Genomic DNA, 25,788 nt, shown 5'->3' with positions numbered 1-25,788 from the left:
TTCTACTGAATGGCGCCGCGCTTGGGGCCGAAACCGTCGAAATAACAGCGGCAAGGGGCGCCTCTTGGCGATGGCGGCGCTTCGCAGGAGCCGCGGGAGGTGACGCACATGTCGCCATAGCGCGGCTGGCGATAGGGGCGCTCATAGCCGTAGCGCGGCGGCGGTGGCCGGTCGTAGTCCCAGCCCCGATCATAGCCGTAGCGCGGCGGCGGGCGGTCATAGGGGTCATAATACTGTGCGTGCGCCGCTGCCGCCGGGATCAGCGCCGAGACCACTGCCGACGTGAGGATCAGTTTTCTGAGCAGCATCGATGGGTCCTCCGATTCGAGGCGTGAATAGCTCGCTGCGGATGAACGGAACGTGACCCGCTCTGTTCCCTCCAGAGCCAAAGGCGCGCTTTCCCCCTGGGCAACGGATATGCGCGGCGTGAGCGGCAGGTGACGTGCGTGCTCTGCGGCCTGGCGGTCCGTGCCAGCGGAGGAAGCTGTCGGGATTCGCCGCAATGTCGCGTTGTGCGGAGTTGCCGCCTGATGGGCGCGGGGAGGGCCTCCTACAGCACTGCGGCTGGGGCGGTGCTGAGATTTCCCCGGCTGCGTGCGGGCTTGGCGGAACTGCGCCTTGACGGCGCATGTGTCCGCGACTAGGAGAAGCGCCGGTCCGGGCGGCTAGCTCAGCGGTAGAGCACTCCCTTCACACGGGAGGGGTCACAGGTTCGATCCCTGTGCCGCCCACCATTTTTCCTCTTCATATCGCTATCGAGATCTGTGCAGAGCGCGCTTTGCGTGCATCAGCATGGCTATCCAGTTGTGACGCAGATATCGCGCGGCTTGCCTCAACGACGGGCCGCGTCACCCGACCTGATCGGTCAGCAGCGGAGCCGATCAAAGCCCCGCCGATCGCTATTTCGCCGATGCGCAAAGCGCGGGCGCCGGCTCCAGTATCTGCCGCACGGCGCCGTGCAACTCGTCGAAATGCTGGATCACGAGATCGGGCTCCAGCTCCTCGATCGGGACATCGGTATAGCCGAAGGGAACGCAGATCGAGGGGATACCGGCGGCACGCGCGGTGGTGATATCCGTGCGTGAATCGCCGATCATCACCGCGCGCCTGGGGTCACCGCCGGCGGCTTCGATCGTCAGCGTCAGGTGGCGGGGGTCGGGCTTGTGGAAGGCGAAGCTGTCGCGCCCGGCCACAGCCGCAAAATGCCCGCTGATGCCGAAATGCTCGAGGATCAGGCGCGTGTGCAGGATCGGCTTGTTGGTGCAGACGGCGAGCGCATATCCGTCCTCCGCCAGGGCATGCATGGCAGCAACGACGCCGTCATAGAGATAGCTGTTCGAGGCGACGTCCTCGGCGTAGATTCGCAGGAAATCTTGGAACAGCCGCTCCAGCGTCTCTTCGTCGAGCGGCCGTCCGGAGACGCGGAAACCACGTTCGATCAGGGCGCGGGCGCCGGCGCCGACGAGTTCGCGCGCGCGTTCCAGCGGCAGGGGCGACAGCTTTTCCTGCTCGAGAATGACATTGAGCGTGCGCATGATATCGGGCGCGGTCTCGGCGAGGGTGCCGTCGAGATCGAAGACGACGATGGGGAGCAAGCTCATGGGCGGGGTTCCGGTGCGCAGGTGCTTTGGGCCTCTAAAGGCGGTCTGGTCCGGTTTGGCAAGCGAGCCGGGCCGGATCGTCATCTTGGCAGGCAGCAACAATGCTATCTTTGCCTTGATTCGCGTGAAGGATGGCAGTGGTGTCTGAATATCTTGGAAACGCCGGCTTCCGCCGGTCGGTGCTCGGGGCGCTGCTGGCGCTCGGCACCTGCATCGTGCCGCACGTCTCCGCTCAGGCCGCGCCCTTCGAGTTTGCGCCTGCGCCGCAGACGGATCTCAACCGTGTCTACAGGGTCGATCGTGCCACCGGCGAGGTCGGCGCCTGCCAGTTCCAGCTCAAGGAAGGCGGCGTCGGCGTCACTGTCTGCTTCCCGGCGGGGGAGGGGGCCGGCCCGCAGGCGCCGAGCGACTACCTGCTGATGCCGTCGCGCCACGAGCGCGAAGGCGGCATCTTTCGCGTCAATGTTCGCACTGGCGAGATGAGCATCTGCTACGTCTTCGACGACAAGGTGGTCTGTACGCCGCAGACGAAATAGCCCCGTCCTGCGCTTCGAGCACCTGCAGCATGCGGCATTTTGAATCGGCGCGACGCGATCGCTCGTGCTAGAGGCCCGGGCATGTCCGCAATCGCGTCGAGGCCCGCCATGCTGAAGCTGAATGATCCGTCGCTCCTGAAATCGCAGTGCTATGTCGACGGCGCCTGGATCGGCGCGGGCGTCGATGCGGTCGACAATCCCGCGACCGGCGAGCTGCTGGCCAAGGTGCCGCGCTTCGGCGCCGATGAGACCACCGCTGCGGTCGAAGCCGCCTCGCGCGCCTTCAAGCCCTGGGCGAAGAAGAGCGCCAAGGAGCGCTCGGTGATCCTGCGCAAATGGTTCGACCTGATCATGGCGAACCAGGAGGACCTGGCGCAGATCATGACCGCCGAGCAGGGCAAGCCGCTGAGCGAAGCGCGCGGCGAGGTCGCCTATGCCGCCTCCTTCGTCGAGTTCTACGCCGAAGAGGCCAAGCGCATCTATGGCGAGACGATTCCCTCGCCCTTCCCGAATTCGCGCATCATCGTCCAGAAGCAGCCGGTCGGCGTCTGCGCCGCGATCACGCCCTGGAATTTCCCGGCCGCGATGATCACGCGCAAATGCGCTCCCGGCCTCGCCGCCGGCTGTACCTTCGTGGTCAAGCCGGCGCCGGATACGCCGATGACGGCGCTGGCTCTGGTCGAGCTGGCCGAGCGGGCCGGTTTCCCCAAGGGCGTCATCAATCTCGTCACCGGCGATGCGCAGGCCATCGGCGGCGTGATGACCTCCCACCCGGCCGTGCGCTTCATCGGCTTCACCGGCTCGACGCCGGTCGGCAAGCTCCTGATGCAGCAGGCCGCCTCGACGGTGAAGAAGGTTGGCCTCGAGCTCGGCGGCAATGCGCCCTTCATCGTCTTTGACGATGCCGATCTCGACGCTGCCGTGCAGGGCGCGATCATCGCCAAGTACCGCAACATGGGTCAGACCTGCGTCTGCACCAACCGGCTCTTCGTGCAGGACGGCATCCATGACGATTTCGTCGCGAAATTCGCCGGCGAGGTCGCAAAGATGAAGGTCGGCAACGGTGCCGAAATCGGTGTCGTGCAGGGGCCGCTGATCAATGAGCGCGCGGTCGAGAAGGTCGAGCGTCATGTCGCCGATGCCGTCGCCAATGGGGCGAAGGTCGTGGTCGGCGGCAAGCGCCATGCGCTCGGTCGCACCTTCTTCGAGCCAACCGTGCTTGCCGGCGTCACCACGAAGATGCTGGTGACGCGCGAGGAAACCTTTGGCCCGCTCGCTCCGGTCTATCGCTTCACCAGCGAGGACGAGGTCGTGGGCATGGCCAATGACACGCCCTTCGGGCTCGCCGCCTATTTCTACACCCGGGATCTCGGTCGCGCCTTCCGCGTCGCCGAGGAGCTCGAATACGGCATGGTCGGCATCAACTCCGCCATCCTCGGCACCGAGGTCGCGCCCTTCGGCGGGGTCAAGGAATCCGGCCTCGGCCGCGAGGGCTCCCTCCACGGCATGGATGAGTTCGTCGAGATCAAGTACATGCTCCTCGGCGGGCTGGGCGCGTGACAGGTCAGGACAAGCTGATGAGTCCCGACGACCTCAAGAAGCAGGCGGCAGCGCGCGCGCTCGAACTGGTTCGCCCAGGCATGAGGCTCGGCCTCGGCACGGGCTCGACGGCGAAGCATTTCGTCGACCTGCTCGGCGCTCGCGTTGCGGCGGGGCTGGATGTGCTCTGCGTCGCGACGTCCGAAGCGACGCAGGCCCAGGCCATGGCGCTGGCCATCCCGATGTCGACGCTCGATCAGACGCCGGAGCTCGACCTGACGGTCGATGGCGCAGACGAGGTCGATCCGCAGCTTCGCCTGATCAAGGGTGGCGGAGCAGCCCATCTGCGCGAGAAGATCGTCGCGGTGGCCTCGAAGCGCATGGTCGTCATCGCCGATGACACCAAGCTGGTCGAGACCCTCGGGCGTTTCCCGCTGCCGATCGAGGTCGTGCCTTTCGGGCTTGAGGCGACGCGTCGCGCCGTGGCCTCCGCGATCGCGGCATCGGGGGCGGCAGGCGAGATCAAGCTGCGGCTGCGCCCGGATGGCTCGACGCTGGTCACCGATGGCGGCCATTTCATCCTTGATGCGCATCTCGGGCGCATCGAACAGCCCGAGGCGCTCGCCGCCGCCTTGAACGCCGTTCCGGGCGTGGTCGAGCACGGGCTCTTCCTCGGCATTGCCTCCTGCGCCATCCTCGCCAGCAGCTCGGGCCTGAAGATTCTCGGCACGATCGAATGATTCCATTCCGGCGCAATCCGCGCTAAGGAGACGCGCACCACGCCGCCCGGAACCGGACGGATACGTCACCACGCCGATCGCGGCGATACCGAAACCGCCGGGTGGACCGGCTCGCTTGCCGAAGGGCGGGCGAGGGTCATGCCCGGGCTGTGTGAGTCAGCCTGATAATGAAGGGGCCCAACGCAATGTTCCGTCACCACCTCGCCGGCGTGGCCGTCGGTCTGGCGCTTGTATTCGCCGTGCCTGCGCAGGCCCAGGCTCCGGCTGCGACCCCGGCTCCGGCCTCCACGGTGACGGCTTCGCAGCTCCAGGCTGGCCGCGATGTCGTGATCTCCTCGGGCATCGCACAGTCCTTCGAGTCGATTTACGGCGAGTTCCGCGATCGCGTCCGCCAGATCGTCGGCACCACCCGTCCCGAGATCCAGAAGGATCTGAATGAGGTGATCGATACGCTGAAGCCGGAATCCGATCAGAAGATCGCGGAGATGATCACCGCGGCAGGCGAGATCTTCGCGAAGAAGATGACCGAGTCCGACCTCAAGGAGGTCGCCGCCTTCTTCAAGTCGCCGGTCGGGCAGCGCTACAACGCCTTCCGTCCGCAGGCGATCGACGAGATCTTCGTCGTGCTGCAGCCCTGGACCCTGCAGACCAGCAACTTCCTGTTCGATCGGTTCAGCCAGGAAATGCGCAAGCGCGGCCACCAGCTCTGAGCAGCCGACACAAGCCGTCCAAAGAGAAGGCCGCCGGTGATGAACCGGCGGCCTTTTTGGTTTTCGAGACGGGGGGCGGTTCACCGCGCGGCCCGCATCCGGCTCGATCATCCCTTGCACGGGCAGCAACTGAGGCGCCCCGGCGGGACATATGACCAGGGCGGGTCGCTCAGACCATCGGGCTGGATAGTCGCATCCGGTCCGATGTCTGAGCTTCAGTGATTGCATCGGCCCGAAAACTGCAATCCGCTTMCGGGCCGATATCTTAGTCTTCGGAAGCCTTGAACCTGTTCAGCCCGCTCATCACGAAGGGCGCGACGAGCCCGATGAAGGCCAGGCCGAGCAGGATCGCGGAGCCAGGGTTCTCGAGCAGGATCATCGGGTCGCCGAKGCTGATCTGGAGCGCGCGGCGCAACTGCGCCTCCGCCATCGGGCCGAGGATGAGCCCGACCACCATCGGAGCGACCGGATAGTCGTAGCGGCGCATCAGAAAGCCGAGGAAGCCGAAGACGAAGAGCATCGAGAGTTCGACCACCGAGGCCTTGACCGCGAGCGTGCCCATCGCCGCGAAGACCAGGATGCCGGCATAGAGCCAGGGCTGGGGGATCGCCAGAAGCCTGACCCAGAGCCCGATCAGCGGCAGGTTGATGATCACCAGCATCGTGTTGGCGATGAAGAGCGATGCGATCAGGCCCCAGACGAGATCGGGGCGCTCGGCGAAGAGCAGCGGGCCAGGGTTGAGCCCGTATTGCTGGAAGCCAGCCAGCATGATCGCGGCCGTCGCCGAGGTCGGCAGGCCGAGCGTCAGCAGCGGCACCAGCGTGCCCGCCGCCGAGGCATTGTTGGCGGCTTCCGGGCCGGCGACGCCTTCAATCGCGCCCTTGCCGAACTCGCCGGGATATTTGCAGAGCTTCTTCTCGGTCGAATAGGACAGGAAGGTCGGCACCTCTGCGCCGCCAGCGGGCAGCGCGCCGATCGGGAAGCCGAAGGCGGTCCCGCGCAGCCATGGCGCCCACGAGCGCTTCCAGTCCTCCTTGGTCATCCAGAGCGAGCCCTTGATCGGGACGATCTCCTCCGGGTCCCGGAAGCGCTTGGAGGCGACATAGAGCGCCTCGCCGACCGCAAACAGGCCGACGGCCAGCGTCGTCACCTCGACGCCGTCGAGCAGTTCCGGCACGCCGAAGGTCAGGCGCGCCTGTYCGGTCAGGCGGTCGATGCCGATCAGGCCGAGCGTGACGCCGATGGCGAGGCTGGTGATCCCGCGCAGAGGTGAATCGCCGAAGGTCGCCGATACCGTGACGAAGGCGAGGATCATCAGCGCGAAATAGTCCCACGGCCCGAACTTGACCGCGACCTCCACCAGCCACGGCGCGAGGAAGGCGAGGCCCAGCGTCGCGATGGTGCCGGCGACGAAGGAGCCGATCGCGGAGGTTGCCAGTGCCGGGCCGCCGCGGCCGGCCTTGGCCATCTTGGAACCTTCGAGCGCGGTTGCGAGCGAGGCACTCTCTCCTGGCGCGTTGATCAGGATCGCAGTGGTCGAACCGCCATACATGCCGCCGTAATAGATGCCGGCGAACATGATCAGCGAGCCGGCGGGATCGAGCTTGAAGGTCACCGGCAGGAGCAGTGCCACCGTCAGCGCCGGGCCGATGCCCGGCAGGACGCCGACTGCGGTGCCGAGGAAGACGCCGACCAGCGCGAAGAGCAGTTTCGACGGCTCGATCGCGACGGCGAAGCCGTGCATCAGTGCGTTGAATGTGTCCATTGTCCCGGCTCCTCAGAACAGCTTTTCAAGCGGACCGGACGGCAGCGTCAGCTGCAGCAGCTTGGAGAACATCAGGAAGATGGCAAGCCCGAGCACGAGGCCGATGCCGAAATCGACGGCCAGTGCCTGACGGCCGAAGGAGCGCGCGGTCGCGGAGAAGACGATGGCCGTCGCAATGATGAAGCCGCCGCCGAGCCCGATGCAGGCGATCAGGCCGATCAATCCGCCCGTCAGCCAGAGCACCGCGGTGCTGTCGACCGCCTCGGGCTTGGGCAGTCCCTCCCGGAACGCGACGACGAGATGGCACAGGCCCAGCACGCCAAGGACGGCGCTGACCACGTAGGGCATCGCCGTCGGGCCGACGCCATAGGTCGAGACGATCGTCTGCGATTTCGCGTCATAGGCGACGAGAGCCGCCGCGATCAGCAGCAGAGCTGCGACGACGAGGGCGGGGATGTCGGCGCCCTTGGCCGAGGAGGTGGAGGCCATGTCGTTCCTTACCTGGTTTGACGCGGACCAGAACCGGTGCGCCCAGCTGATGGCAAAGCGGCGACTGCCAGAGATAACTGGCAGGAGAGAATGGGCGGGCGGTGATGGCACCGCCCGCCCATGCCTATGTTCGTCAGTCGCCTGTGGCGTTACTTCACAAGGCCGACGTCACGGAGGACCTTGCCGACGCGGGCATCTTCGGCCTTCAGGAAGGCTTCGAACTCGGCGCCGCCGAGATAGGCGTCATCCCAGCCGCGAGCCTTGAGGATCTCGGCCCATTCCTTCGACTTGGCCATCTTCTCCATGGCATCGGCCAGCACCTTGCGCTGCTCGGCGGTGATGCCGGGAGGGGCGACGACCGAACGCCAGTTTAGCACCTCGAGATTGACGCCGCCCTCCTTCAGGGTCGGAGCATCGGGGGCGTTGGGGAGCCGGGTGCCGGAGCTCACGCCGACGACGCGCAGCTTGCCAGCCTTGATCTGACCCTCGAACTCGCCATAGCCCGAGATGCCGGCCGTGACGCGCCCGCCGAGCAGCGCGGCCAGGGCCTCGCCACCGCCGGAGAAGGGGATGTAGTTGATCTTCGTGGCATCGCCGCCGACAGCGCCGGCGAAGAGGGCAGCCATGATGTGGTCGACGCCGCCGGCCGAGCCGCCAGCCCAGGTCACCTTGGCCGGGTCGGCCTTGACGCGGTCAGCGAGGTCCTTGGCGGTCTTGATCGGCGAATCCGCGGGAACGACGATGACCTGAGCCTCGGCGGTCAGGCGGGCGATCGGCGTCACCTGGCTGAGATTGACCGGCGACTTGTTCAGGAGGATGGCGCCGACCATGACGAAGCCGTTGACCATCAGCTGCGAGCCGTCGCCCTTGGCGCCGTTCACGAACTGCGCAAGGCCGATCGTGCCGCCCGCGCCGTTGACGTTGTTGACCTGCACGCTCTTGGCGATGCCGGACGCGGTCAGCGCCTGCTGCATCGAGCGGGCGGTTCCGTCCCAGCCACCACCCGGCGCGGCCGGAGCCATGATCTTGAGTTCGAGCTGCGCAAATGCGGCAGTCGTCAGGCCAGCGAGCGCCAGAGCCGTCACGGCCCCGCGCGACAGAATGGATTTGAGCATGTTGTTCCTCCGCTTGCGGATTCCCGCACTGTTTTGGTGTCCGCGCTCCGCGAGTGACACTTTGACGCTCCGCCGGTCAATTGCGCCTGATTGCATAATCTCAAGTCAAGGTCTTTTGCGCATCAACGCACGCGAGCCGGCGGAATTCACGCTAGGCGGGCTTGGTGCGATCGCGTAATCGCATGACCATGAGCTTGAACTTCAACTCGCGGGATGTCGATCGCGCTGTGATCACCGACCCTTCCCCGTCGCGCCTGGCCCTTAGACTCGCAGCGCTGGGCGGCATCCTCCTGTCGGCAGCGGTATTCGCTGCCGCCGCCGTTGCCGCGGCGGGCCGCGATGTCGGCCCCCTGTTGCGGCGCATCCTTGCAGGCTTGCGAAGCCCGATCGGCCTCGCACTGACGGCCTTCCTTGCATGGGCCCTGGTCTCGCTGCTGTGGACGCATCGGCCCGCATCCGGCTTCGCTGCCTGGGCGGAGTTGCTGCTGCCACTTGGTTTTGCCCTGGTGATCGCGGCGAGTGCCTGGTTCAGGCCGAAGCAGGCACTGGTGCGGGCCCTGGCCATTTCCCTGATACTGGCCTCGGGCCTGATCTTCCTGGAGCTGCAGAGTGGCCTCGCTCAGCGCATTACGCTGGGCCTGGGCGGCAAACAGATGAGCTTTATATTCAACCGGCCGGTCATCGCCTGCCTCGTGCTCCTGGCTCCGGCTGTGCACTTGCTCTGGCGCGGCGGTTCGAAACGCGTCGCCGATCGCCTGCTGGCGGGGGCCGCAGCCGCAGCGGTTGCGGGCATCATTCTCTATTCCGATAGCGGCACTGCGAAACTGGGATTGGGCATTCTCGTCCTTGCCTGGCTGCTGGCCCGCCCGCTTCCACGCCTGACACTGGCCGCGACGGCACTTGGCTTCGCGGCGACGCTGGTGCTGGCGCCGGTGATCGGACATTTGGTCGACCGGCTTCTGCCGCCCGCGCTCTATGAGCAGACGGCCGAATCCCATTCGCGTGACCGCGTCGACATCTGGCTCAGCTTCGGGGAGGCGATCGCGGCCCGCCCGTTCATCGGCTCTGGCTTCGGCTCCTCCTCGGCCCTCCAGACGCACCCGGTCGCAGAACAGGTCTCGCCGCCACGTCGCTTGCTCCTGGCGGTTGGACACCCGCATAGCGCGCCGATTCAGCTCTGGACGGAGACCGGCATCGTCGGCGCGGCATTGCTGCTGGTTGCTGGGCTGTTGTTCTTCCGGAGGCTTGGCGCCTTGTCCGCGCGCGAACGCGCCCCGCGGCTTGCACTTTTTGCGGCGGCCTTCGTCATGGCATCGGTGGGACATGGCGCCTGGCAGGGCTGGTGGATCGCGGCCCTGGCTGCCGCCGCCCTTTGGTTCGAGTCGGGCCGAGATGTCGGCCGAGGAGCAGAGCATGGCTGATTTCGATGTCGACCTTTTCGTGATCGGCGCTGGTTCCGGCGGTACGCGCGCGGCGCGGATCTCGGCCGGGCACGGGGCGCGCGTCATGATCGCCGAGGAAGACCGCATCGGCGGCACCTGCGTCATTCGCGGCTGTGTCCCGAAGAAGCTCTTCGTCTATGCCAGCCGCTTTGCAGACGAGTTTGAGGATGCTGCCGGCTTCGGCTGGACGCTCGACAAGCCGAGCTTCGACTGGCCGACCTTGCGGGATGCCGTTGCCAACGAAGTGACCCGGCTCTCCGGCCTTTACCGCAAGGGGCTTGAAGGCGCCAAGGTCGCGATCCGCGAAGAGCGCGCTGTGGTCGAAGGGCCGAACACGCTGCGCCTGCTGAAATCCGGCGAGACCGTCCGGGCCCGGCACATCCTGGTCGCGACGGGAGGCTACCCCGCCTTCGATCCGCCGATCCCTGGCGGCGAACTCGGCATCAGCTCGAACGAGATCTTTCATCTTCCGAGCCTGCCGCGGCGCATGCTGGTGGTGGGCGGCGGTTATATCGCGCTCGAATTCGCCAGCGTGTTCCGCCGCCTCGGCGTCGAGGTGACGGTGCTGCACCGCGGCGACAATGTCCTTCGCGGCTTCGAGGAGGATCTGCGCGTGCGTCTCCGCGATGCGCTGGTCCATGCGGGCATCACGTTGCGGCTGGGCTGCACCATCGACCGGATCGAACAATTGGCCGATGGTACGCGCCGCGCCCATTGCGCCACGGGCGAGCCGATCGATGCGGACGTGGTTCTCGTGGCGACCGGCCGTCGTCCCAATACGGTGGGGCTCGGCCTGGAGACCGCCGGCGTCAAGCTCGGGCCCATCGGTCAGGTCATGGTCGATGCGAATTCGGCCTCGACCGTGCCGTCGATCCACGCGGTCGGCGATGTCACCAATCGCATCAATCTCACGCCCGTCGCCATTCGCGAGGGACACGCCTTCGCGGACTCGACCTTCGGCGGAAAACCCTGGGCGATGGACCATCACGTGGTGGCCTCGGCAGTGTTCACCACGCCGGAGATCGGAACGGTCGGCCTGACCGAGCAGCAGGCGATCGCCGCTGGTTACGAACTGCGCGTCTTCGAGGCCGGTTTCCGGCCGATGAAGGCGACGATCTCGGGCCGCCACGAGCGCATCTACATGAAGCTCGTGGTCGACGCGAAAACGGACCGGATGCTGGGTGTCCACATCATCGGCCATGACGCGGGCGAGATCATCCAGGCGGTGGCGATTGCCGTCACCATGGGAGCGACCAAGGCCGATTTCGACCGCACCATCGCGCTGCATCCGAGCGCGGCCGAGGAACTCGTGACGATGCGGACGGCGCGCCACTGAGCAGCAAGGCGGCGCCCCTTGGGGCGCCCCCTTGCATCACTTGGTCAATCCCTTCCGGACGAGCCAATCCTGGACGACCTGCGCCACCTCGAGATTGTTCTTGTCCATCATCAGCATATGGGAATTGCCCTTGATGCCGATGCTGGGGAGGTTGACGACATCGACTGAGCCGCCCGCCGCCCTGATCTTGTCGCCGAACTCGGTGCCGTTCTTGCGGATCGTCGGCCAGCGCGCATCCTGTTCGATGTAATCGCCATAGATCATCAGGACGGGGATGTTCTTCAAAACATCGGCCTTGGCGGGGTCTCCGAGGCCTGCCGGTTCCACCGCGATCAGGGCCTTGATCTTGTCGGGCCGGGCCTGGGCAACCTTGAAGCCGAACTGGCCGGCCTGGCTGTGGAACACGATCACACAGGGGCAGACCTTGTCGACTTCGGCCAGATAGGCGTCGATGATCATCTGGTCCGTCGACGTCCAGCGCGGCACGATCTGCTTGACGAAATTGTCGTAGCCATCGGGCGGGAACTGGCTGCCGGCCAGGAATGTCCGCTTGGCCGGGTCCTTATCATAGGCATTGGCGCCAGCGCCGATACGGAAACGCTCGAACGGGTTCGCGGTGGTCAGGAAGACCGGCTCGCCGGGAATGACGTCGGGATACATGGCCCAGCCGGCCCGGCCGCGCTCGACGGCATCGGAATTATAGACGGCCCAGCCCTTGCGCAGGAAGTACTCGAGCCAGCCTTGCCGTCCATCCGGCGTGCTTTCCCAGTTCACGCCCGTCATGCCACCGCCATGCCAGAACAGCAGCGGCGCTGCACCGCGCTCGTTCTGCGGCAGGAAATACTGCACATACATCTGGCCGGTCTGGTAAGTGCCGTTGGGGTCGACCTTGGCCGGTACCCCGCCAGGGGTGAAGGTGACCTCCTTCACGGGACGGCCCGAGATCTCGACCAACTTGCCGCCGACATGGAACGAGCCCATGCCGCGAAGCGCGAGGGGCTCCTCGGCCCGTGCAGCCCATGCTGCGGCAACCATGAAAGCAGCAACCGCGAACGCGCGAATGACCATGCCTTGTTTCTCCCTGCCGATGTTCTTGTGATTGGCAGGTGACGTTAGGGAGCTGTCGAGGCGAATACAACGATGCCCGGCAGCCGGCGGCTTGCATCGCCGACGGGATGAACTCCTCGGCCGACACGCAGAGGCGAACGAAGCGGCATGCCCTTGCCGTGCTCTTGGGCGCTCTCGTTCACGCGGCCCGGTCCTGGTCGCCGGAACAGCTCCGCCCTGCGACGCCCAGCTCGCGCATACGTAACCGTCAACGGCTTTATGGTCTTTGCTGCGGTGCGGGTGTATAGCGCCGGGATCACACTGCCTTTCCGTGGGGAGGGGTGGGCGTGAGATGTTATCATCAGGAGCAAGTGAGATGTCCGAGCGGTGGACGCCCGAGAGCTGGAGGGCAAAGCCCGTCCAGCAGATGCCGGAATATCCGGACCAGGCAGCCTTGAAGGCGGTTGAGCAGCAGCTCGCCGGCTTTCCGCCGCTCGTTTTTGCAGGCGAGGCGCGCAAGCTCAAACGGGCGTTGAGCAAGGTTGCCGCCGGTGAGGCCTTCCTCCTCCAGGGCGGCGACTGCGCCGAGAGCTTCGCCGAGCATTCGGCCGATAATATCCGCGACTTCTTCCGCCTGTTCCTGCAGATGGCGGTCGTCCTGACCTTTGCCGGCGGCTCGCCGGTGGTGAAGGTCGGCCGCGTCGCTGGCCAGTTCGCCAAGCCGCGCTCGACCCCGACCGAGACGATCGGTGGCGTCGAGCTGCCGAGCTACAAGGGCGATATCATCAACGACAACGAGTTCACGGCGGAATCCCGGATTCCAGATCCGCGCCGTCAGCTCGAGGCCTATCGCCAGTCGGCGGCGACGCTGAACCTGATCCGCGCCTTCGCGACCGGCGGTTATGCCAATCTCGACAATGCGCATCGCTGGATGCTCGGCTTCGTCAAGGACAGTCCGCAATCGGGCCGCTACCAGGAGGTGGCGGGGCGCATCACCGAGGCGCTCGATTTCATGCGCGCCATCGGCATCGATCCTGAGACGCATCCCGAGATGCGGAGCACGGATTTTTACACCAGCCACGAGGCGTTGCTGCTCGGCTACGAGCAGGCGATGACCCGCGTCGATTCCACCTCCGGCGACTGGTACGACACCTCCGGCCATATGGTCTGGATTGGTGACCGCACCCGCCAGCTCGACCATGCCCATGTCGAGTTCTTCCGTGGCATCCGCAATCCGATCGGCCTGAAATGCGGCCCGTCCCTGACCCCGGACAACCTGATGAGGCTGATCGACACGCTCGATCCGCAGAACCAGGCCGGACGCCTGACGCTGATCGCACGCTTCGGCGCCGACAAGGTCTTCGACCATCTGCCGGCCCTGGTACGCGCCACCAAGCGGGAAGGGCGCAATGTCGTCTGGTCCTGTGATCCGATGCACGGCAACACGGTGAAGGCTGCGAGCGGCTACAAGACGCGGCCTTTCGACCTGATCCTGAGCGAGGTGAAGAACTTCTTCGCCGTGCACCAGGCCGAAGGCACCTATGCCGGCGGCCTGCATCTGGAAATGACCGGCAAGAACGTGACGGAATGCACGGGTGGTGCACGCGGCATGACCGACGCCGACCTGAACGACCGGTACCACACCTTCTGCGACCCGCGCCTCAATGCGGAGCAGGCGCTGGAGATGGCGTTCCTGGTTGCACGCTCGGGCCGGGCCCGGCCCGAGGCCGAGGCGGCGGAATAAGCAGGCGTCACCCTGGCAGAAACAAGAAAGCCGCGGCGTGAGCCGCGGCCTTTTCCTTGCGTCCCGTGTAAGGCTCAGAACTTGATCGCAGCGCCGACCCGGGCCGTATTTAGGCTGGCGGTGACGCCCTCGACATTGTCGAAGCGGGTATAGAGATACTCTGCTCTGAGCACGATGTTCTCCGCAAGGGCGGCTTCGATGCCGCCGCCGGCGACGGCGCCAAACCCCCAGACATCGTTCTTCGGGCCGCCAAAGCTGCGAGGCCACCCAATATAGCTGCCGACCCTCCCTCCGGTCGGGCCTACCTGGCCCCAATCGGCGGCGAGCGCGATATTGGTGGTGAAGCGACCTGCGGCAGCGCCGACGGTGAGATAGGGCATGAACCGGCCGAAGGCGTAGCCGAACCGGGCACGCAGGGATGCGTAATCTTCGAGCTTGATGTCCTGGTTCGTGGCAATCGCGACATAGTCGCCGCCGATGCGGCGCGCCTCGAATGTCGAGGCTGCGACGCGTTGGTCGAGACGGGAGTAGTCGGCTTCGATGCCGATCATCGCGTCGCCAAAGGCCAGGTTGTACCCGATATACCCGCCATAGGAGGGGCCGCTGTCGCGGGTCGGACGGCTGATCACCAGCGCGTCCGGATTGAACTGGTTGCCGATTGTTGTCGCGTTGTAGGCAAACCGTGCGAGCTCGAACAACCCGCGATCGGTTTCAAACCTGGTCTGGGTCCCCCCGACGAGGCCGCCGACATAGAAGCCCGTCCAATTGAACCCACCCGAGAAGTAATCCGAGGGCGGCGGTGGTACATCTTCGATCTGGGAGCCACGCAGCACCGGATAGTCGGCCGAAGCCGCCGGCACGGCGGCGATGGACAGTCCGAGCGCGGCAAGGCCCAGGGCCGGCGCAATGGAGCGGATACGCATCGTGGTCTCCCCGAGCAGGGGCCGCAACCCGGCCCTTGTCGCACTGCTCTGGGGGAGATTGATGCATTGGTAACCCTAATGCTGCGTTAACGTGCTCATTTCTGTCAGGCCTTCTTTTCTCGGGGGAGGCGTCAGAGTTTGCAGATTCATTAGAGAAAGTTTGCAGCCTCGTTCCCTCAGCGTCTCATTCCAGACCGCGCCTTGCGGGCCAAAGCCTCTCAATTGATGTGCTTCGTGTAGCGCTCGACCATGCCAATCGACATGCCGAACAGGGCGGCAAGTCACTCATGCCATCGTCTGCGACGACCGGGGCGAGAGCTATGTGATGCCGTTCCACCTGTCTCCGAAGCGCTCCGGGGCGTCTACTCAGTTCGTAAGTGCGGCGCCGAAGGAAAGCTAAACTGACGGCCGGCTGACAAATTGGCCCCACCTGACATCCACGATGGCGCCCGATTTCATCGAGCCTAGGCCTTCTTGCACTCGTCGCGAAACTTCTTCCTGGCCTTCCCATGAAGCCCCTTCTGATCGGCTTGGACAGAGCACGCCTTTGACTTGGCGGTCCTGTCGGAGGAGGTCGCCGTAGCCTTCTTGGCAGGCGCCGCGGGTGCCGGGGAGGTCATGGCCGGCTTTGTGTCAGGACCCATCTGTACGGGTGTTTGCGCAAACCCGTATCCCGTCATCATCGCGAGCGCGGCAACCGGCAGCAGATAGTGCGAGAGGTTCATGGCAACGTCCGCCATCAACCCGGATGATCGGTTCCAGGCAGTCGCCGGGTCGGCTGTCGGATGGCGAATGATCGCGCTGCCCGACTTGAATGGCTACTGAACAGCTGGCTGGCCACGTCTTCGACCTGTGGCATTTTCAGCCTCGCTCCGGCGGGGCGTTTCCTTGAGGTGAGACCGTGAACCCGAGCAGGCCCATTCACGGCAGCCGCTGGGGGGGCCGTGCGGGACGCTCTTGGCGCCGATCTCGGCGCAGGTCACCGGATGTTCCGCGCCGCGATGCCGAGCCAGGATTTTGAGCACGGCAATCCGTTTGGCGGTCAGTTGAGGCGCGCGCCTGCTCATGGCGCCACCTCGCGGAGGGGTGAACAGGGCGAGAGGGAGTTTTCAGCGTGCCGCGCGATTCCGCGTTCGTACGCGGCTGTTCCGGCGACCGCGGGAAGCGGAGGCAAGCAAGATTAAGCGCTTGGCTGGATCGATGCCGATGCGGCGTTAACGCAGGTTGCGTTTTGCGCACCGTCGGGAAGACATCGGCCCGAAAGGGCGGCGCGATTCCCGGCTGCCTGCGAGGGAGGGCGCATGATCCGCCACATCGTATTCTTCACGGCGCAGCGGCGCGAGGATGTCGAGACGATCCGCCTGTCTCTGTCCCGGCTCGGCGATATCCCGCATTCGCTCGCCTTCGAGGTCGTGGCCAATGCCAAGGTCGATCCGCTGGGCAATGACATCGATGTCGTCGTCTACGGCGAATTTGCCGATGAGGCGGCGCTGGCGGCCTACAAGGCCCATCCGATCTATGACGAAACGACGCGCCGCGTGCGTCCGCTGCGCGAGCTGCGCTATTCCGCCGATTTCCGTTCGACCTTGCGTTGATCGAAGGGCTGATCACGCGCAAATGCAGGTCGGGGCAGGGCGCGCGCCCGTTGCTGGCCCTGCCGCCGCGCGGTAAAGCCGAAGCATGACAGCGACCTCGTTCCGCCTGGCTCTGGCCCAGCTCAATCCCATCGTCGGCGATGTCGCCGGCAATGCCGACATGGTGCGCGTTGCGCGGCGCGACGCAGCGGCCGCCGGCGCCGATCTGGTGATGTTCCCGGAACTCTTCCTGTCGGCCTATCCGCCGGAAGATCTGGTGCTGAAGCCCGCCTTCCAGGATGCCTGCCGCAGGGCCTGCGAGGATCTGGCGCGCGAGACCGCCGATGGTGGTCCAGCTCTGCTGGTCGGGTTGCCCTGGCTTGAGGACGGCAAGCTCTACAACGCCTACGCGCTGCTCGACGCCGGGATGATCCAGTCGGTGCGCTTCAAGGTCGACCTGCCGAATTACGGTGTATTCGACGAGAAACGCGTCTTTGAACCCGGCCCGCTGCCCGGTCCTGTCGTCTTCCGCAACCATATCCGCCTTGGCCTGCCGGTCTGCGAGGATATCTGGGGCGAGGAGGTCGTCGAGTGCATCGCCGAGACCGGCGGCGAGATCCTGCTTGTTCCCAATGGCTCGCCCTATCGGCGCGGCGTCACCGAGGAACGCCTGAATGTCGCGGTTGCTCGCGTCGTCGAGGCCGGGCTGCCGATGGTCTATCTGAACCAGCTCGGCGGCCAGGACGAACTCGTCTTCGAGGGCGCCTCCTTCGTGTTGAATGCCGACAAGACCTTTGCTCACCAGCTCCCGGCGTTTCGCGAAGTGCTGCGCCTGACCGATTGGGTGCGCGAGAACGGGTCCTGGCGCTGCCTGCCGGGCGAGATCACGCCCATCGAGAGCAGCGACGAGGCTGATTACGCGGCTTGCGTGCTGGGCCTGCGCGACTATGTCGAGAAGAACCGCTTTCCCGGCGTGGTGCTTGGCCTCTCCGGCGGCATCGATTCCGCGATCTGCGCGGCGATGGCGGTCGATGCGCTCGGCGCCGACAAGGTCCGCTGCGTGATGATGCCCTATCGCTTCACCTCGCAGGAGAGCCTGGACGATGCGAAGCGCTGCGCCGATGCGCTCGGCGTCCGCTACGAGATCGTGCCGATTGCCGAGCCGGTCGAGGGCTTCGAAGCGGCGCTCGCCGGCCTTTTCGCCGGAACCAATCGCGGCGTCACCGAGGAGAACCTGCAGAGCCGCGTGCGCGGCACGCTGCTGATGTCGATCTCGAACAAGTTCGGGCCGATGGTGGTGACCACCGGCAACAAATCCGAGATGTCATGCGGCTATGCCACGCTCTATGGCGACATGAATGGCGGCTACAACCCGATCAAGGACCTCTACAAGACCGAGGTCTTTCGCATGTCGGCGCTGCGCAACCGCTGGAAGCCCGCCGGTGCGCTCGGGCCGGACGGCGAGGTCATTCCGCACAATATCATCGTCAAGCCGCCGACGGCCGAGCTGCGCGAGAACCAGAAGGATCAGGATTCCCTGCCGCCCTATGACGTGCTGGACGATATCCTCGCCTGCCTGATCGAGCACGAAATGCGCCTCGCCGACATCGTCGCCCGTGGCCACGATCTCGAGACGGTCAAGAAGGTCGAACGCCTGCTCTATCTCGCCGAGTACAAGCGCCGCCAGGCCGCGCCCGGCGTGAAGGTGACGCGCAAGAATTTCGGCCGCGACCGGCGCTACCYGATCGTCAATCGCTTCCGCGATCCCGGCGAACCTGCGCATCGGCCGGACGCTGCGCTGGTCAAGGGCGTCGGCAAGGCCGGGGGCGAGAGCTTCGATTTCTGAGCCGATTGTCGGCCTCGCGCAAAGGCGTCATAAGCCTCGTCATGACAACRCCACTCGTTCGCTTCGCGCCGTCGCCGACCGGCTATCTCCATATCGGCAATGCCCGTCCGGCGCTGTTCAACTGGCTCTTTGCCCGCCGCCATGGTGGGCGTTTCCTGCTGCGCTATGACGACACCGACCTTGCGCGCTCGAAGCCGGAATTCGCGGATGCGATTGCCGGGGATCTCGGCTGGCTCGGCATCGAACCCGATCTCGTCATTCGCCAGTCGGAACGGCTGCCGATCTATGATGCGGCGGCCGACCGGCTGCGCGCCGCCGGACGACTCTACCCCTGCTTTGAGACCGCCGACGAACTGGATCGCCGCCGCAAGCGCCAGCTCGCTCGCGGCCTGCCGCCAATCTACGACCGCGCTGCGCTAAAGCTCACGGCCGAGCGGCGGGCGGCGCTCGAGGCGGAAGGGCGCAAGCCGCATTGGCGCTTCCTGCTCGAGGCCCGCGAGGTCGCTTGGGATGATCTCGTGCGCGGCGCGTCGCATGTCGACTGCGCCTCGCTCTCCGACCCGGTGCTGGTGCGTGAGGATGGCAGCTATCTCTACACGCTTCCCTCGGTGGTGGATGACGTCGAGACCGGCGTCACCCATGTCATTCGCGGCGAGGACCATGTCACCAACACCGCGGTCCAGATCCAGATCTTCGAGGCGCTGGGCGCCGCCCTTCCGGCGTTCGGCCACCACAACCTGCTGACCACGGCGAGCGGGGAGGGGCTGTCGAAGCGGCTCGGCCATCTCTCGCTGCGCGGCCTGCGCGAGTCCGGGGTGGAGGCGCTCGCCGTCGCGGCATTGGCCGTCCTGGTCGGCTCCTCCGACGCCGTCAGGCCGGTCGCGAGCCTGGATGAGCTCGCGGATCTCGTCGACCTCGCCCATGTCTCGCGCGCACCGGCCAAGTTCGATGAGCATGAGCTTGAAGCACTGAGCGCGCGCACGCTGCATCAGCTGCCGTTCGAGGCGGTGTCGCACCGGTTGCAGGAGCTTGGGATCGCGGCCGGCGAACCCTTCTGGCTGGCGGTGCGCGGCAATCTCGCAAAGCTTCCCGAGGTGCAGGCCTGGTGGCAGGTCGTTCGTGGCCCGATCACGCCCGTGATCACCGATGCCGGCTTTGCCGCGAGCGCAGCCGCACTGCTCCCGGCCGAGCCCTTCGATGCGACAACCTGGAAGAGCTGGACACAGGCCGTCGGCGCGGCGACCGGCACCAAGGGCAAGGGGCTCTTCATGCCGCTTCGCCAGGCGCTGACCGGCCTCGAGCACGGGCCGGAGCTGGCTGCACTGCTGCCGCTCATTGGCCGTGACAAAGCGCTGAAGCGGCTCGGGGGCGAGGCGGCCTGAAGGCTTCGCATCGCCCCGGATCAGCGCGGCTTGCGCTACGTGTCCGGGAACGACATCGGTCCAGCGGGCAATGGCGCCGTGGATCACTCGTGCCGGTGCATCGCCGATTCATGCTTGGTGTCGCGCATGGTCGCGTAGACCAGCAGCGACAGGAAGATCACGCCCGCCAGGTAGTAGAAGAACCACTGCTCGTGGCCCTGCTGCTTGAAGAACAGCGCGATCGCAGGCGCCGTGCCGCCAAAGATCGAGACCGTCACGGCGTAGGGCACGGCGATGCCTGTGGCGCGGATCGCGGTCGGGAACAGTTCGGCCTTCACCACGGCGTTGATCGAGGTATAGCCGGCGACGAATATCCAGGCTCCGGAGATCAGCAGGAACGCCATCCAGGGCGACTTGGTCTGGGACAGCATCGTCAGGATCGGCACCGTCAGCAGCGAGCCGGCAACGCCGAAGAAGATCAGCAGCGGCTTGCGGCCGATCCTGTCCGAGATGGCGCCATAGATCGGCTGCAGGATTGAGGCGAAGATCAGCGAACCGGCGATGACATAGGTCGTCGTGATGTCGGACAGGCCGACGGTCTGCTTCACGAAGGTCTGCATATAGGTGGTGAAGGTATAGAAGGCCGCGGTGCCGCCGGCCGTCAGGCCGACCACGATCGCAACCTCGCGCGGGTATTTCAGCAGCCCGCGCAGCGAGCTTTCGCGCTTCTTCGTCTTGCTGGCTTCGACGAAGGATTCCGTCTCATGCATGTGGCGGCGCATGAACATCGCGGTGATCGCGAGCAGGGCTCCGATCACGAAAGGAATGCGCCAGCCCCAGGCGACGAGCTGTTCATGGGTCAGGAACACGTTCTGGAGCAGCAGCAGTACCACGATGGCGGTCAACTGGCCGCCGATCAGCGTGACGTACTGAAAGCTCGAATAGAACCCGCGATGGTTCGGGTCGGCGATCTCGGTGAGATAGGTCGCGCTTGCCCCGTACTCGCCGCCGAGGCTCAGGCCTTCGATGATCCGCGCGAGAGCGAGCAGCGCGGGCGCTGCAAATCCGATTGTCGCATAGGTCGGCGTCAGCGCGATGATCAGCGAGCCGAAACACATCATCAGCACCGAGATCGTCAGCGAAAGCCGGCGGCCATAGCGGTCGGCGATGTGACCGAACAGCCATCCGCCGATCGGGCGGACGATGAAGCCGGCGGCAAACAGCGTCGCGGCGTTGAGCTGCTGGACGACCGGATCGTGCGACGGAAAAAAATGCGGCGCGAAATAAAGTGCGAAGGCCGTGTAGGCGTAGAAATCATACCATTCGACGAGATTGCCGACCGAGCCCATGAAGATCGCCTTCAGGCGACGACGGGTGTCGGCCAGATCCATTCCGGTATGCGTGTTGGCGGTTGTCTCTGACATGGGACGCCTCTGCTGGGCTCTGCCAAGGAGGCCGTCAGAGTAGGATTGCGCGCTGGAAGAGCAATCCTGACGAGATCTGGCGCGTATCCAGGCCGGCCGGGGTGGTCTTGCCTGTATATGCGCCTGTCGGCGTCATGCGTCCAGCGCTTGATCCGCGGGGTATTTAAACGCCGCTCTCCGCTCTGGCGCATGCCGCAGCCTTCGCCGCCGACGGACGAGGCGCCGTTGCGGCGGCGCTGCCGGCGTCAGGGCCGCGCGACTGCGGGGCCCAGATTGGGTGCGAGGTTGGGCGCAACGATCCTGACCGTGCGCCGCTCGCCGGTGACGCTGCGGCTCTCCTTCTTCACGCCGTCGCCTTGCTGCACGACCTTCTCGGGCTCGACGTTCTGCGGACCCATGCCGGCCGACTCCGTGCCCGAAGTCGGCGAATTCTCTGACGGCATCGGCTTGTCGTCGGCATCAGACAGGATCGGCTGTTGTTGAGCCGGCGCGGGAGTCGCGGTCCTGCGCTTGGGATCGGGCTTGGGCCGCGACAGCTCGGCTGCGCGCTGTTCGGTGACGATGACGTCGCCCTTGCGCTTGTCGAGAAGCTCCTCGGCATTGCGCAGCGCCTGGGACCAGCTTTGGCCCGGCGCCCGGCAGGTGCAGGCGGAATCGAAGCTTCGAATGTATTTTCCGGCGTTCGCCAGCGACGAATAGGGCGTCCCGCTCCCACGGGCGACCGCATTCTGAATGTCGCCGCCGGTGCTCATGCCGAAGGCCAGCGTCTCCGTCCCGGGGCAGAGCGCCTGGCACATTTCATCCTGGCCGTCGCGGCCGCCGGGGCTGTTGGCGAGCGGGAAGAAATAGCCGTCGCAGGTCCGGACGCAGACCGTATTGGGGCCGCCCTGGCGGGGCTTCTCCGAATCGAGCGGCTGCATGTCCGGATCGAGTTCGGGTATGGTCGAATCGATCTCACCGCGGCGAGGCTCGATGCCGAAGATCGTCTCGAAGAAGCCGCGCTGCTGCCCGCCCCCCCGGCAATTGGTCTCGATCGCTGCGGCGAGCTGCATGCGGCGCTGCTCGGCAGCTCCGCCCTGTGCCTGGCGCTGGAGTGCCGTGTACTGGGACTGCAATTGGTTGATCTGTGCCTGCAGGCCGCCGCATTGCGGGGGCGCCTGCGCACCAAAGAAGAGGAAACCGCCACGTTCGCAGCCCATTGCGCGGAACTGGCTGACGCTTTGCGAGAGCTGGGCGCCGACGCGCTGCGCCTGCTGCGCGGCGCGCGGATCGCCGCCGCGCTGGCCCTGCAGGCTCGCGAGTTCGCTGCGCCAGGCATTGCACGCGGGCGACTGCGCCAGCGCCGCTCCACCCATCGCCGAGAAGGCCAGCAGCATCGCGCCGAGGCGCCGGGTTAGTCGTAGTCTCATCGCCGGTCGGGCCATATTACCTGCTTGTTCGATCCGCCCCGGAAACCGGGCAATCGCTTTGCGGGAGTTTCACCTGCCAAACGCGACGGAACTAAGGACGGGTCCTGCGATGGCGCGGCGCGGATTCGGGCGGACGGCCATGGCAAGGCCCGGCATGCCATATTTGGCGGCAAGCGGCAATTCAGCCTTCGCGTTCGTGATAGCTGCCGGCGAGATGGCGGCCCCGTTCGGTGAGAATCGAAAGCACGCGTTCGAACACGCGCAGCTCCTCTGCCGGAAGTCCCTCGGTCCAGCGCGCCTGGAAGGCGAGCGCCAGCGGCACGATCTCGGCATAGGTTCGGGAGCCGCGGGGGGTAAGGCTGATGAAGGCCTCGCGCCGGTCCTCGCGATTCTCGCTGCGCGACGTCAGGCCGCGCTTCTCGAGTTCGCTGACGGCGCGCGAAACCTTGGTCTTGTGCATCTGGGACAGCTCGCCGATGTCGCGCGAGGTCAGCTTTCCGAATTCGCCGAGCTGCGCGATCACACGCCATTCGGGAATGCCTATGCCGAAGCGCTCGCTATAGATTCGTCCGAGCGCGCGGCTGGCGAAATGGCCGACGACGTTCAGCCGATAGGGCAGAAACTGCTCCAGCCGCAAGGTCGTTTCGTCGCCGGGTGGGGGAGGCTCGGGCTGCGTTGACATTAGTTTCATCTGTAACTAGCTGAGGTCGGGGCGGGATGCCCGCTCCGATCTTTCCGGAACCTGCGTTCTTGTCAAAGCGGTCCGGCAGCGGAAGGGGAAATGCTCATGAATGTCCAGGCACAGATTCATACAGCCCCGCTGCGCCAGGCCGCGACCGGCACGCGCTACATGTCGGGCTTCGRCAATAGTTTCGAGACCGAGGCGCTGCCCGGCGCCTTGCCGGTCGGCCGCAATTCGCCGCAGAGGCCCGCCTATGGCCTTTATGCCGAGCAGCTTTCCGGCTCGCCCTTCACCGCGCCGCGCTCCTCGAACGAGCGGTCCTGGCTCTACCGCATCCGGCCCAGTGTCAAGCATGGCGGGCGCTGGAAGAAGGTCGATAAGGGGCTGATCCGCAGTGCGCCCTGCCGCGACGAGGCCGAGCTGCCGATCGGACAGCTGCGCTGGAGCCCGATTCCGATGCCATCGGAGTCGCTGACCTTCCTGACCGGGCTGCGCACGCTGACGACCGCTGGCGATGCCGAGACCCAGGCCGGCATGGCCGCCCATATGGTTTTCGTCACGGCCTCGATGGAACGCGAATACGTCTTCTGCGCCGATGGCGAATTGCTCATCGTGGCGCAGGAGGGGGCGTTGCGCTTCTGCACCGAATTCGGCGTGATCGAGATCGAGCCCGGCGAGATCTGCATCATTCCGCGCGGCGTCGTCTTCCGCTGCGAGCTGATGGGCGGACCGGCCCGCGCCTATGTCTGCGAAAACTATGGCGGCTCCTTCACCTTGCCGGATCGCGGCCCGATCGGCGCGAATTGCCTGGCCAATCCGCGCGATTTCCTGACTCCCATCGCGGCCTATGAAGACGACGAGACGCCGTCGACGCTCTATGCGAAATGGGGCGGGGAACTCTTCTCCACGCCGATCGGCCAGTCGCCGCTCGATGTCGTGGCCTGGCATGGCAATTACGCGCCCTACAAATACGACCTGCGCCATTATTCGCCGGTCGGGGCGATCTCCTTCGACCATCCCGACCCGTCGATCTTCACGGTCCTGACCGCGCCCTCGGAGACACCCGGCACTGCGAATATCGACTTCGTGATCTTCCCCGAGCGCTGGATGGTCGCGGAGAACACGTTCCGCCCGCCCTGGTATCATCGCAATATCATGTCCGAGTTCATGGGGCTGATCTACGGCGTCTATGACGCCAAGCCGGAGGGCTTCACGCCTGGCGGCTTCAGCCTCCACAACATGATGCTGCCGCATGGCCCGGACGCGCAGGCGTTCGAACATGCAAGCACGGTCGAGCTCAAACCCGTGAAGCTGACCGGGACCATGGCCTTCATGTTCGAGACCCGCTTCCCCCAGCGCGTCACCGGCTACGCCGCGAGCCTGCCGGCCCTGCAGCCGGACTACAGCGCCTGCTGGGAGGGCCTGAAGAAGCGTTTCGATCCGACGAGACGCGAGGCCTGGTAGCGTTCCGATCCCTGCAAGGCACTTGCGGAGCCCGAATGCTTATCGCTCAATGCGCTCCCGAACTTCGCAAGGAGCGCGCCTTGGCGACACCCGCGAAAGCACCGGTTCGGCCGAGCCGCGGCAGGAGCCCGCGCGCCCGGACGTCGCGCACTGCGGTGCCCAGCGGTCCGGCATTGATGCGGCTCTGGGCCCAGCATTGGCTCGCAGTTTGTCGCGAGATGCCGTTGCACGGCCGGCGGTTGCTCGACCGCCTGGAGAACGATCCGGCCAAGGGCATTCATGATTTCCGGCGACTGATGAAGGCGTGGCGTTCCCTGCTGAAGCTCTCGCCGGCCGCACTGGAGCAGGATTCGGCGCAGCTCCGGGCCGATATCAAGCGCCTGCGTCAGAACTTCGGCGCGACGCGTGATGCCGCGGTCGTCGCGCGGACCTTGCAGGAGCTGCTGCCCGGCGAACGCGGCAGGCTGCTCGAGCCCCCGCCGGACCCGATGCCGCTGCCGGAAACCATCGTGTCCATGCAGACGGAGCTCGACCGTCTCGCCGCCAGGATGGAGGAATGGTCGGTCGCCGGCGAGCGCGGTGGCTTCCTGCTCGCGGCATTCCGGCGCAGTTATCGCAAGGCCCGACGCGCGGCCCGCCGTGATCCGCGTCGGATGAGCCTGAAGCACCTGCACGCCTGGCGCACCCGCATCATCGATCTCGGCTATCAGCTCAGCTTCTTCCAGCCCGCCGATCCCGGTCACTACAAGGAGCAGATCGAGGCGGTCGAGCGCTTACGCACCCATCTCGGCGCGGTCGTCGATCTCGACCTGGCAGAACGGCAACTGGCGGAAACCGCCGCGATCAAGCCCCTGAGGAAGGTCAGGAAGAAACTGCGCCGGCGCGCCGGCAAGCAGCGTGGCAAGGCGGCGGGGATGGTCGAGCCCGTGCTCGACACACGCCCGAAAGCCGTCTGCGCCCACCTGGCCGAGGCGATGGTGGCGCATGCACCGCGCCGGATCAAACTTGTCTGACCCGGCGCCATCTAGTGGTCCCGGCGGC

Annotated in this window: 23 protein-coding genes and 1 tRNA gene; 13 read left to right on the top strand and 11 right to left on the bottom strand. The window is 65.8% G+C overall.

Annotated features, from left to right (window positions below):
• Positions 1–2 precede the first annotated feature (2 nt).
• Complete coding sequence (locus AC1D34_RS11815; RefSeq protein ID WP_113514830.1) at positions 3–308, bottom strand: hypothetical protein; 306 nt, start codon at positions 306–308, stop codon at positions 3–5.
• 351 nt (positions 309–659) lie between these two features.
• Between AC1D34_RS11815 and AC1D34_RS11810 the strand changes: the two genes are divergently transcribed.
• Positions 660–734, top strand: a tRNA-Val gene (locus AC1D34_RS11810).
• A 165-nt stretch (positions 735–899) separates the two neighbouring features.
• Here the strand turns inward: AC1D34_RS11810 and gph are convergent.
• Positions 900–1,601: a phosphoglycolate phosphatase gene (gph, locus tag AC1D34_RS11805; RefSeq protein WP_441489219.1), complete on the bottom strand. Its 702-nt coding sequence runs from the start codon at positions 1,599–1,601 to the stop codon at positions 900–902.
• A 131-nt stretch (positions 1,602–1,732) separates the two neighbouring features.
• On the opposite strand from gph, the gene AC1D34_RS11800 reads away from it, so the two are divergent.
• From AC1D34_RS11800 to AC1D34_RS11785, 4 genes are all read left to right on the top strand, one after another.
• The gene (locus tag AC1D34_RS11800; RefSeq protein ID WP_476824289.1) at positions 1,733–2,137 is read left to right on the top strand and encodes a hypothetical protein; all 405 of its coding nucleotides are present in this window, start codon (positions 1,733–1,735) and stop codon (positions 2,135–2,137) included.
• A gap of 108 nt (positions 2,138–2,245) precedes the next feature.
• Positions 2,246–3,697, top strand: coding sequence for an NAD-dependent succinate-semialdehyde dehydrogenase (locus AC1D34_RS11795; RefSeq protein WP_476824288.1), 1,452 nt, complete (start codon positions 2,246–2,248; stop codon positions 3,695–3,697).
• Positions 3,698–3,714: 17 nt separating this feature from the next.
• Positions 3,715–4,416 (top strand): ribose-5-phosphate isomerase RpiA, encoded by a 702-nt coding sequence (gene rpiA / locus AC1D34_RS11790; RefSeq protein ID WP_441489222.1) that lies wholly within the window; start codon positions 3,715–3,717, stop codon positions 4,414–4,416.
• 185 nt (positions 4,417–4,601) lie between these two features.
• The gene (locus AC1D34_RS11785; RefSeq protein WP_441489223.1) at positions 4,602–5,126 is read left to right on the top strand and encodes a DUF2059 domain-containing protein; all 525 of its coding nucleotides are present in this window, start codon (positions 4,602–4,604) and stop codon (positions 5,124–5,126) included.
• A 265-nt stretch (positions 5,127–5,391) separates the two neighbouring features.
• Here the strand turns inward: AC1D34_RS11785 and AC1D34_RS11780 are convergent, their stop codons facing one another.
• The 3 genes from AC1D34_RS11780 to AC1D34_RS11770 form a co-directional block, all read right to left on the bottom strand.
• Positions 5,392–6,891, bottom strand: coding sequence for a tripartite tricarboxylate transporter permease (locus AC1D34_RS11780; RefSeq protein WP_476824287.1), 1,500 nt, complete (start codon positions 6,889–6,891; stop codon positions 5,392–5,394).
• A gap of 12 nt (positions 6,892–6,903) precedes the next feature.
• Positions 6,904–7,380, bottom strand: coding sequence for a tripartite tricarboxylate transporter TctB family protein (locus tag AC1D34_RS11775; protein WP_113512879.1), 477 nt, complete (start codon positions 7,378–7,380; stop codon positions 6,904–6,906).
• Between the two features lie 149 nt (positions 7,381–7,529).
• Positions 7,530–8,495 (bottom strand): Bug family tripartite tricarboxylate transporter substrate binding protein, encoded by a 966-nt coding sequence (locus AC1D34_RS11770; RefSeq protein WP_441480839.1) that lies wholly within the window; start codon positions 8,493–8,495, stop codon positions 7,530–7,532.
• Between the two features lie 182 nt (positions 8,496–8,677).
• On the opposite strand from AC1D34_RS11770, the gene AC1D34_RS11765 reads away from it, so the two are divergent.
• Positions 8,678–9,916 (top strand): O-antigen ligase family protein, encoded by a 1,239-nt coding sequence (locus AC1D34_RS11765; RefSeq protein ID WP_476824286.1) that lies wholly within the window; start codon positions 8,678–8,680, stop codon positions 9,914–9,916.
• On the top strand, positions 9,909–11,273 hold the full coding sequence (gene gor, locus AC1D34_RS11760; protein WP_476824285.1) for a glutathione-disulfide reductase: 1,365 nt from the start codon (positions 9,909–9,911) through the stop codon (positions 11,271–11,273). Before AC1D34_RS11765 ends, gor begins: the two co-directional genes overlap by 8 nt.
• A gap of 36 nt (positions 11,274–11,309) precedes the next feature.
• Here the strand turns inward: gor and AC1D34_RS11755 are convergent, their stop codons facing one another.
• A complete protein-coding gene (locus tag AC1D34_RS11755) occupies positions 11,310–12,341 on the bottom strand; it encodes an alpha/beta hydrolase (RefSeq protein ID WP_476824284.1) in 1,032 nt (343 codons plus the stop codon).
• Between the two features lie 355 nt (positions 12,342–12,696).
• On the opposite strand from AC1D34_RS11755, the gene AC1D34_RS11750 reads away from it, so the two are divergent.
• The gene (locus AC1D34_RS11750) at positions 12,697–14,064 is read left to right on the top strand and encodes a class II 3-deoxy-7-phosphoheptulonate synthase (RefSeq protein ID WP_476824283.1); all 1,368 of its coding nucleotides are present in this window, start codon (positions 12,697–12,699) and stop codon (positions 14,062–14,064) included.
• Between the two features lie 74 nt (positions 14,065–14,138).
• Here AC1D34_RS11750 and AC1D34_RS11745 read toward each other — a convergent pair whose 3' ends face one another.
• Both AC1D34_RS11745 and AC1D34_RS11740 read right to left on the bottom strand, forming a co-directional pair.
• Complete coding sequence (locus AC1D34_RS11745) at positions 14,139–14,987, bottom strand: outer membrane protein (RefSeq protein ID WP_476824282.1); 849 nt, start codon at positions 14,985–14,987, stop codon at positions 14,139–14,141.
• A gap of 464 nt (positions 14,988–15,451) precedes the next feature.
• Positions 15,452–15,712: a PsiF family protein gene (locus AC1D34_RS11740; RefSeq protein ID WP_476824281.1), complete on the bottom strand. Its 261-nt coding sequence runs from the start codon at positions 15,710–15,712 to the stop codon at positions 15,452–15,454.
• A gap of 576 nt (positions 15,713–16,288) precedes the next feature.
• Here AC1D34_RS11740 and AC1D34_RS11735 point away from each other — a divergent pair.
• The 3 genes from AC1D34_RS11735 (at position 16,289) to gltX (ending at position 19,789) form a co-directional block, all read left to right on the top strand.
• A complete protein-coding gene (locus tag AC1D34_RS11735; RefSeq protein ID WP_069877173.1) occupies positions 16,289–16,582 on the top strand; it encodes a Dabb family protein in 294 nt (97 codons plus the stop codon).
• Positions 16,583–16,667: 85 nt separating this feature from the next.
• Positions 16,668–18,407, top strand: a complete 1,740-nt coding sequence (locus AC1D34_RS11730; protein WP_476824280.1) for an NAD+ synthase — start codon at positions 16,668–16,670, stop codon at positions 18,405–18,407.
• 41 nt (positions 18,408–18,448) lie between these two features.
• Positions 18,449–19,789: a glutamate--tRNA ligase gene (gene gltX / locus AC1D34_RS11725; RefSeq protein WP_476824279.1), complete on the top strand. Its 1,341-nt coding sequence runs from the start codon at positions 18,449–18,451 to the stop codon at positions 19,787–19,789.
• Between the two features lie 83 nt (positions 19,790–19,872).
• On the opposite strand, the gene AC1D34_RS11720 is transcribed toward gltX, so the two are convergent.
• The 3 genes from AC1D34_RS11720 to AC1D34_RS11710 all read right to left on the bottom strand — a co-directional run bounded on the left by AC1D34_RS11720 (position 19,873) and on the right by AC1D34_RS11710 (position 23,283).
• Positions 19,873–21,192, bottom strand: a complete 1,320-nt coding sequence (locus AC1D34_RS11720; RefSeq protein WP_441493088.1) for an MFS transporter — start codon at positions 21,190–21,192, stop codon at positions 19,873–19,875.
• Between the two features lie 245 nt (positions 21,193–21,437).
• A complete protein-coding gene (locus AC1D34_RS11715; RefSeq protein WP_441493087.1) occupies positions 21,438–22,601 on the bottom strand; it encodes a DUF2865 domain-containing protein in 1,164 nt (387 codons plus the stop codon).
• A gap of 181 nt (positions 22,602–22,782) precedes the next feature.
• Positions 22,783–23,283, bottom strand: coding sequence for a MarR family winged helix-turn-helix transcriptional regulator (locus tag AC1D34_RS11710; protein ID WP_441493086.1), 501 nt, complete (start codon positions 23,281–23,283; stop codon positions 22,783–22,785).
• A gap of 105 nt (positions 23,284–23,388) precedes the next feature.
• On the opposite strand from AC1D34_RS11710, the gene hmgA reads away from it, so the two are divergent.
• Together hmgA and AC1D34_RS11700 are read left to right on the top strand one after the other, a co-directional pair.
• A complete protein-coding gene (gene hmgA / locus AC1D34_RS11705) occupies positions 23,389–24,747 on the top strand; it encodes a homogentisate 1,2-dioxygenase (RefSeq protein ID WP_476824278.1) in 1,359 nt (452 codons plus the stop codon).
• Between the two features lie 80 nt (positions 24,748–24,827).
• Positions 24,828–25,760, top strand: a complete 933-nt coding sequence (locus AC1D34_RS11700; protein WP_476824277.1) for a CHAD domain-containing protein — start codon at positions 24,828–24,830, stop codon at positions 25,758–25,760.
• The last annotated feature ends 28 nt before the right edge of the window (positions 25,761–25,788 follow it).

The sequence above is a fragment of the Allobosea sp. P1_A7 genome (genome assembly GCF_056406775.1).
This window is presented reverse-complemented; position numbering and strand designations above follow the sequence as displayed.

What these genes read in the sequence shown, in the direction of transcription:
- AC1D34_RS11785 (WP_441489223.1), top strand. Translation starts at nt 4,602, where the DNA reads ATGTTCCGTCACCACCTCGCCGGCGTGGCCGTCGGTCTGGCGCTTGTA.
- AC1D34_RS11750 (WP_476824283.1), top strand. Translation starts at nt 12,697, where the DNA reads ATGTCCGAGCGGTGGACGCCCGAGAGCTGGAGGGCAAAGCCCGTCCAG.
- AC1D34_RS11815 (WP_113514830.1), bottom strand. Translation starts at nt 308, where the DNA reads ATGCTGCTCAGAAAACTGATCCTCACGTCGGCAGTGGTCTCGGCGCTG.
- AC1D34_RS11755 (WP_476824284.1), bottom strand. Translation starts at nt 12,341, where the DNA reads ATGGTCATTCGCGCGTTCGCGGTTGCTGCTTTCATGGTTGCCGCAGCA.
- AC1D34_RS11765 (WP_476824286.1), top strand. Translation starts at nt 8,678, where the DNA reads ATGACCATGAGCTTGAACTTCAACTCGCGGGATGTCGATCGCGCTGTG.
- AC1D34_RS11720 (WP_441493088.1), bottom strand. Translation starts at nt 21,192, where the DNA reads ATGTCAGAGACAACCGCCAACACGCATACCGGAATGGATCTGGCCGAC.
- AC1D34_RS11735 (WP_069877173.1), top strand. Translation starts at nt 16,289, where the DNA reads ATGATCCGCCACATCGTATTCTTCACGGCGCAGCGGCGCGAGGATGTC.
- rpiA (WP_441489222.1), top strand. Translation starts at nt 3,715, where the DNA reads ATGAGTCCCGACGACCTCAAGAAGCAGGCGGCAGCGCGCGCGCTCGAA.
- AC1D34_RS11800 (WP_476824289.1), top strand. Translation starts at nt 1,733, where the DNA reads ATGGCAGTGGTGTCTGAATATCTTGGAAACGCCGGCTTCCGCCGGTCG.
- AC1D34_RS11795 (WP_476824288.1), top strand. Translation starts at nt 2,246, where the DNA reads ATGCTGAAGCTGAATGATCCGTCGCTCCTGAAATCGCAGTGCTATGTC.
- AC1D34_RS11770 (WP_441480839.1), bottom strand. Translation starts at nt 8,495, where the DNA reads ATGCTCAAATCCATTCTGTCGCGCGGGGCCGTGACGGCTCTGGCGCTC.
- gor (WP_476824285.1), top strand. Translation starts at nt 9,909, where the DNA reads ATGGCTGATTTCGATGTCGACCTTTTCGTGATCGGCGCTGGTTCCGGC.
- AC1D34_RS11710 (WP_441493086.1), bottom strand. Translation starts at nt 23,283, where the DNA reads ATGTCAACGCAGCCCGAGCCTCCCCCACCCGGCGACGAAACGACCTTG.
- AC1D34_RS11745 (WP_476824282.1), bottom strand. Translation starts at nt 14,987, where the DNA reads ATGCGTATCCGCTCCATTGCGCCGGCCCTGGGCCTTGCCGCGCTCGGA.
- AC1D34_RS11715 (WP_441493087.1), bottom strand. Translation starts at nt 22,601, where the DNA reads ATGAGACTACGACTAACCCGGCGCCTCGGCGCGATGCTGCTGGCCTTC.
- AC1D34_RS11775 (WP_113512879.1), bottom strand. Translation starts at nt 7,380, where the DNA reads ATGGCCTCCACCTCCTCGGCCAAGGGCGCCGACATCCCCGCCCTCGTC.
- AC1D34_RS11740 (WP_476824281.1), bottom strand. Translation starts at nt 15,712, where the DNA reads ATGAACCTCTCGCACTATCTGCTGCCGGTTGCCGCGCTCGCGATGATG.
- gph (WP_441489219.1), bottom strand. Translation starts at nt 1,601, where the DNA reads ATGAGCTTGCTCCCCATCGTCGTCTTCGATCTCGACGGCACCCTCGCC.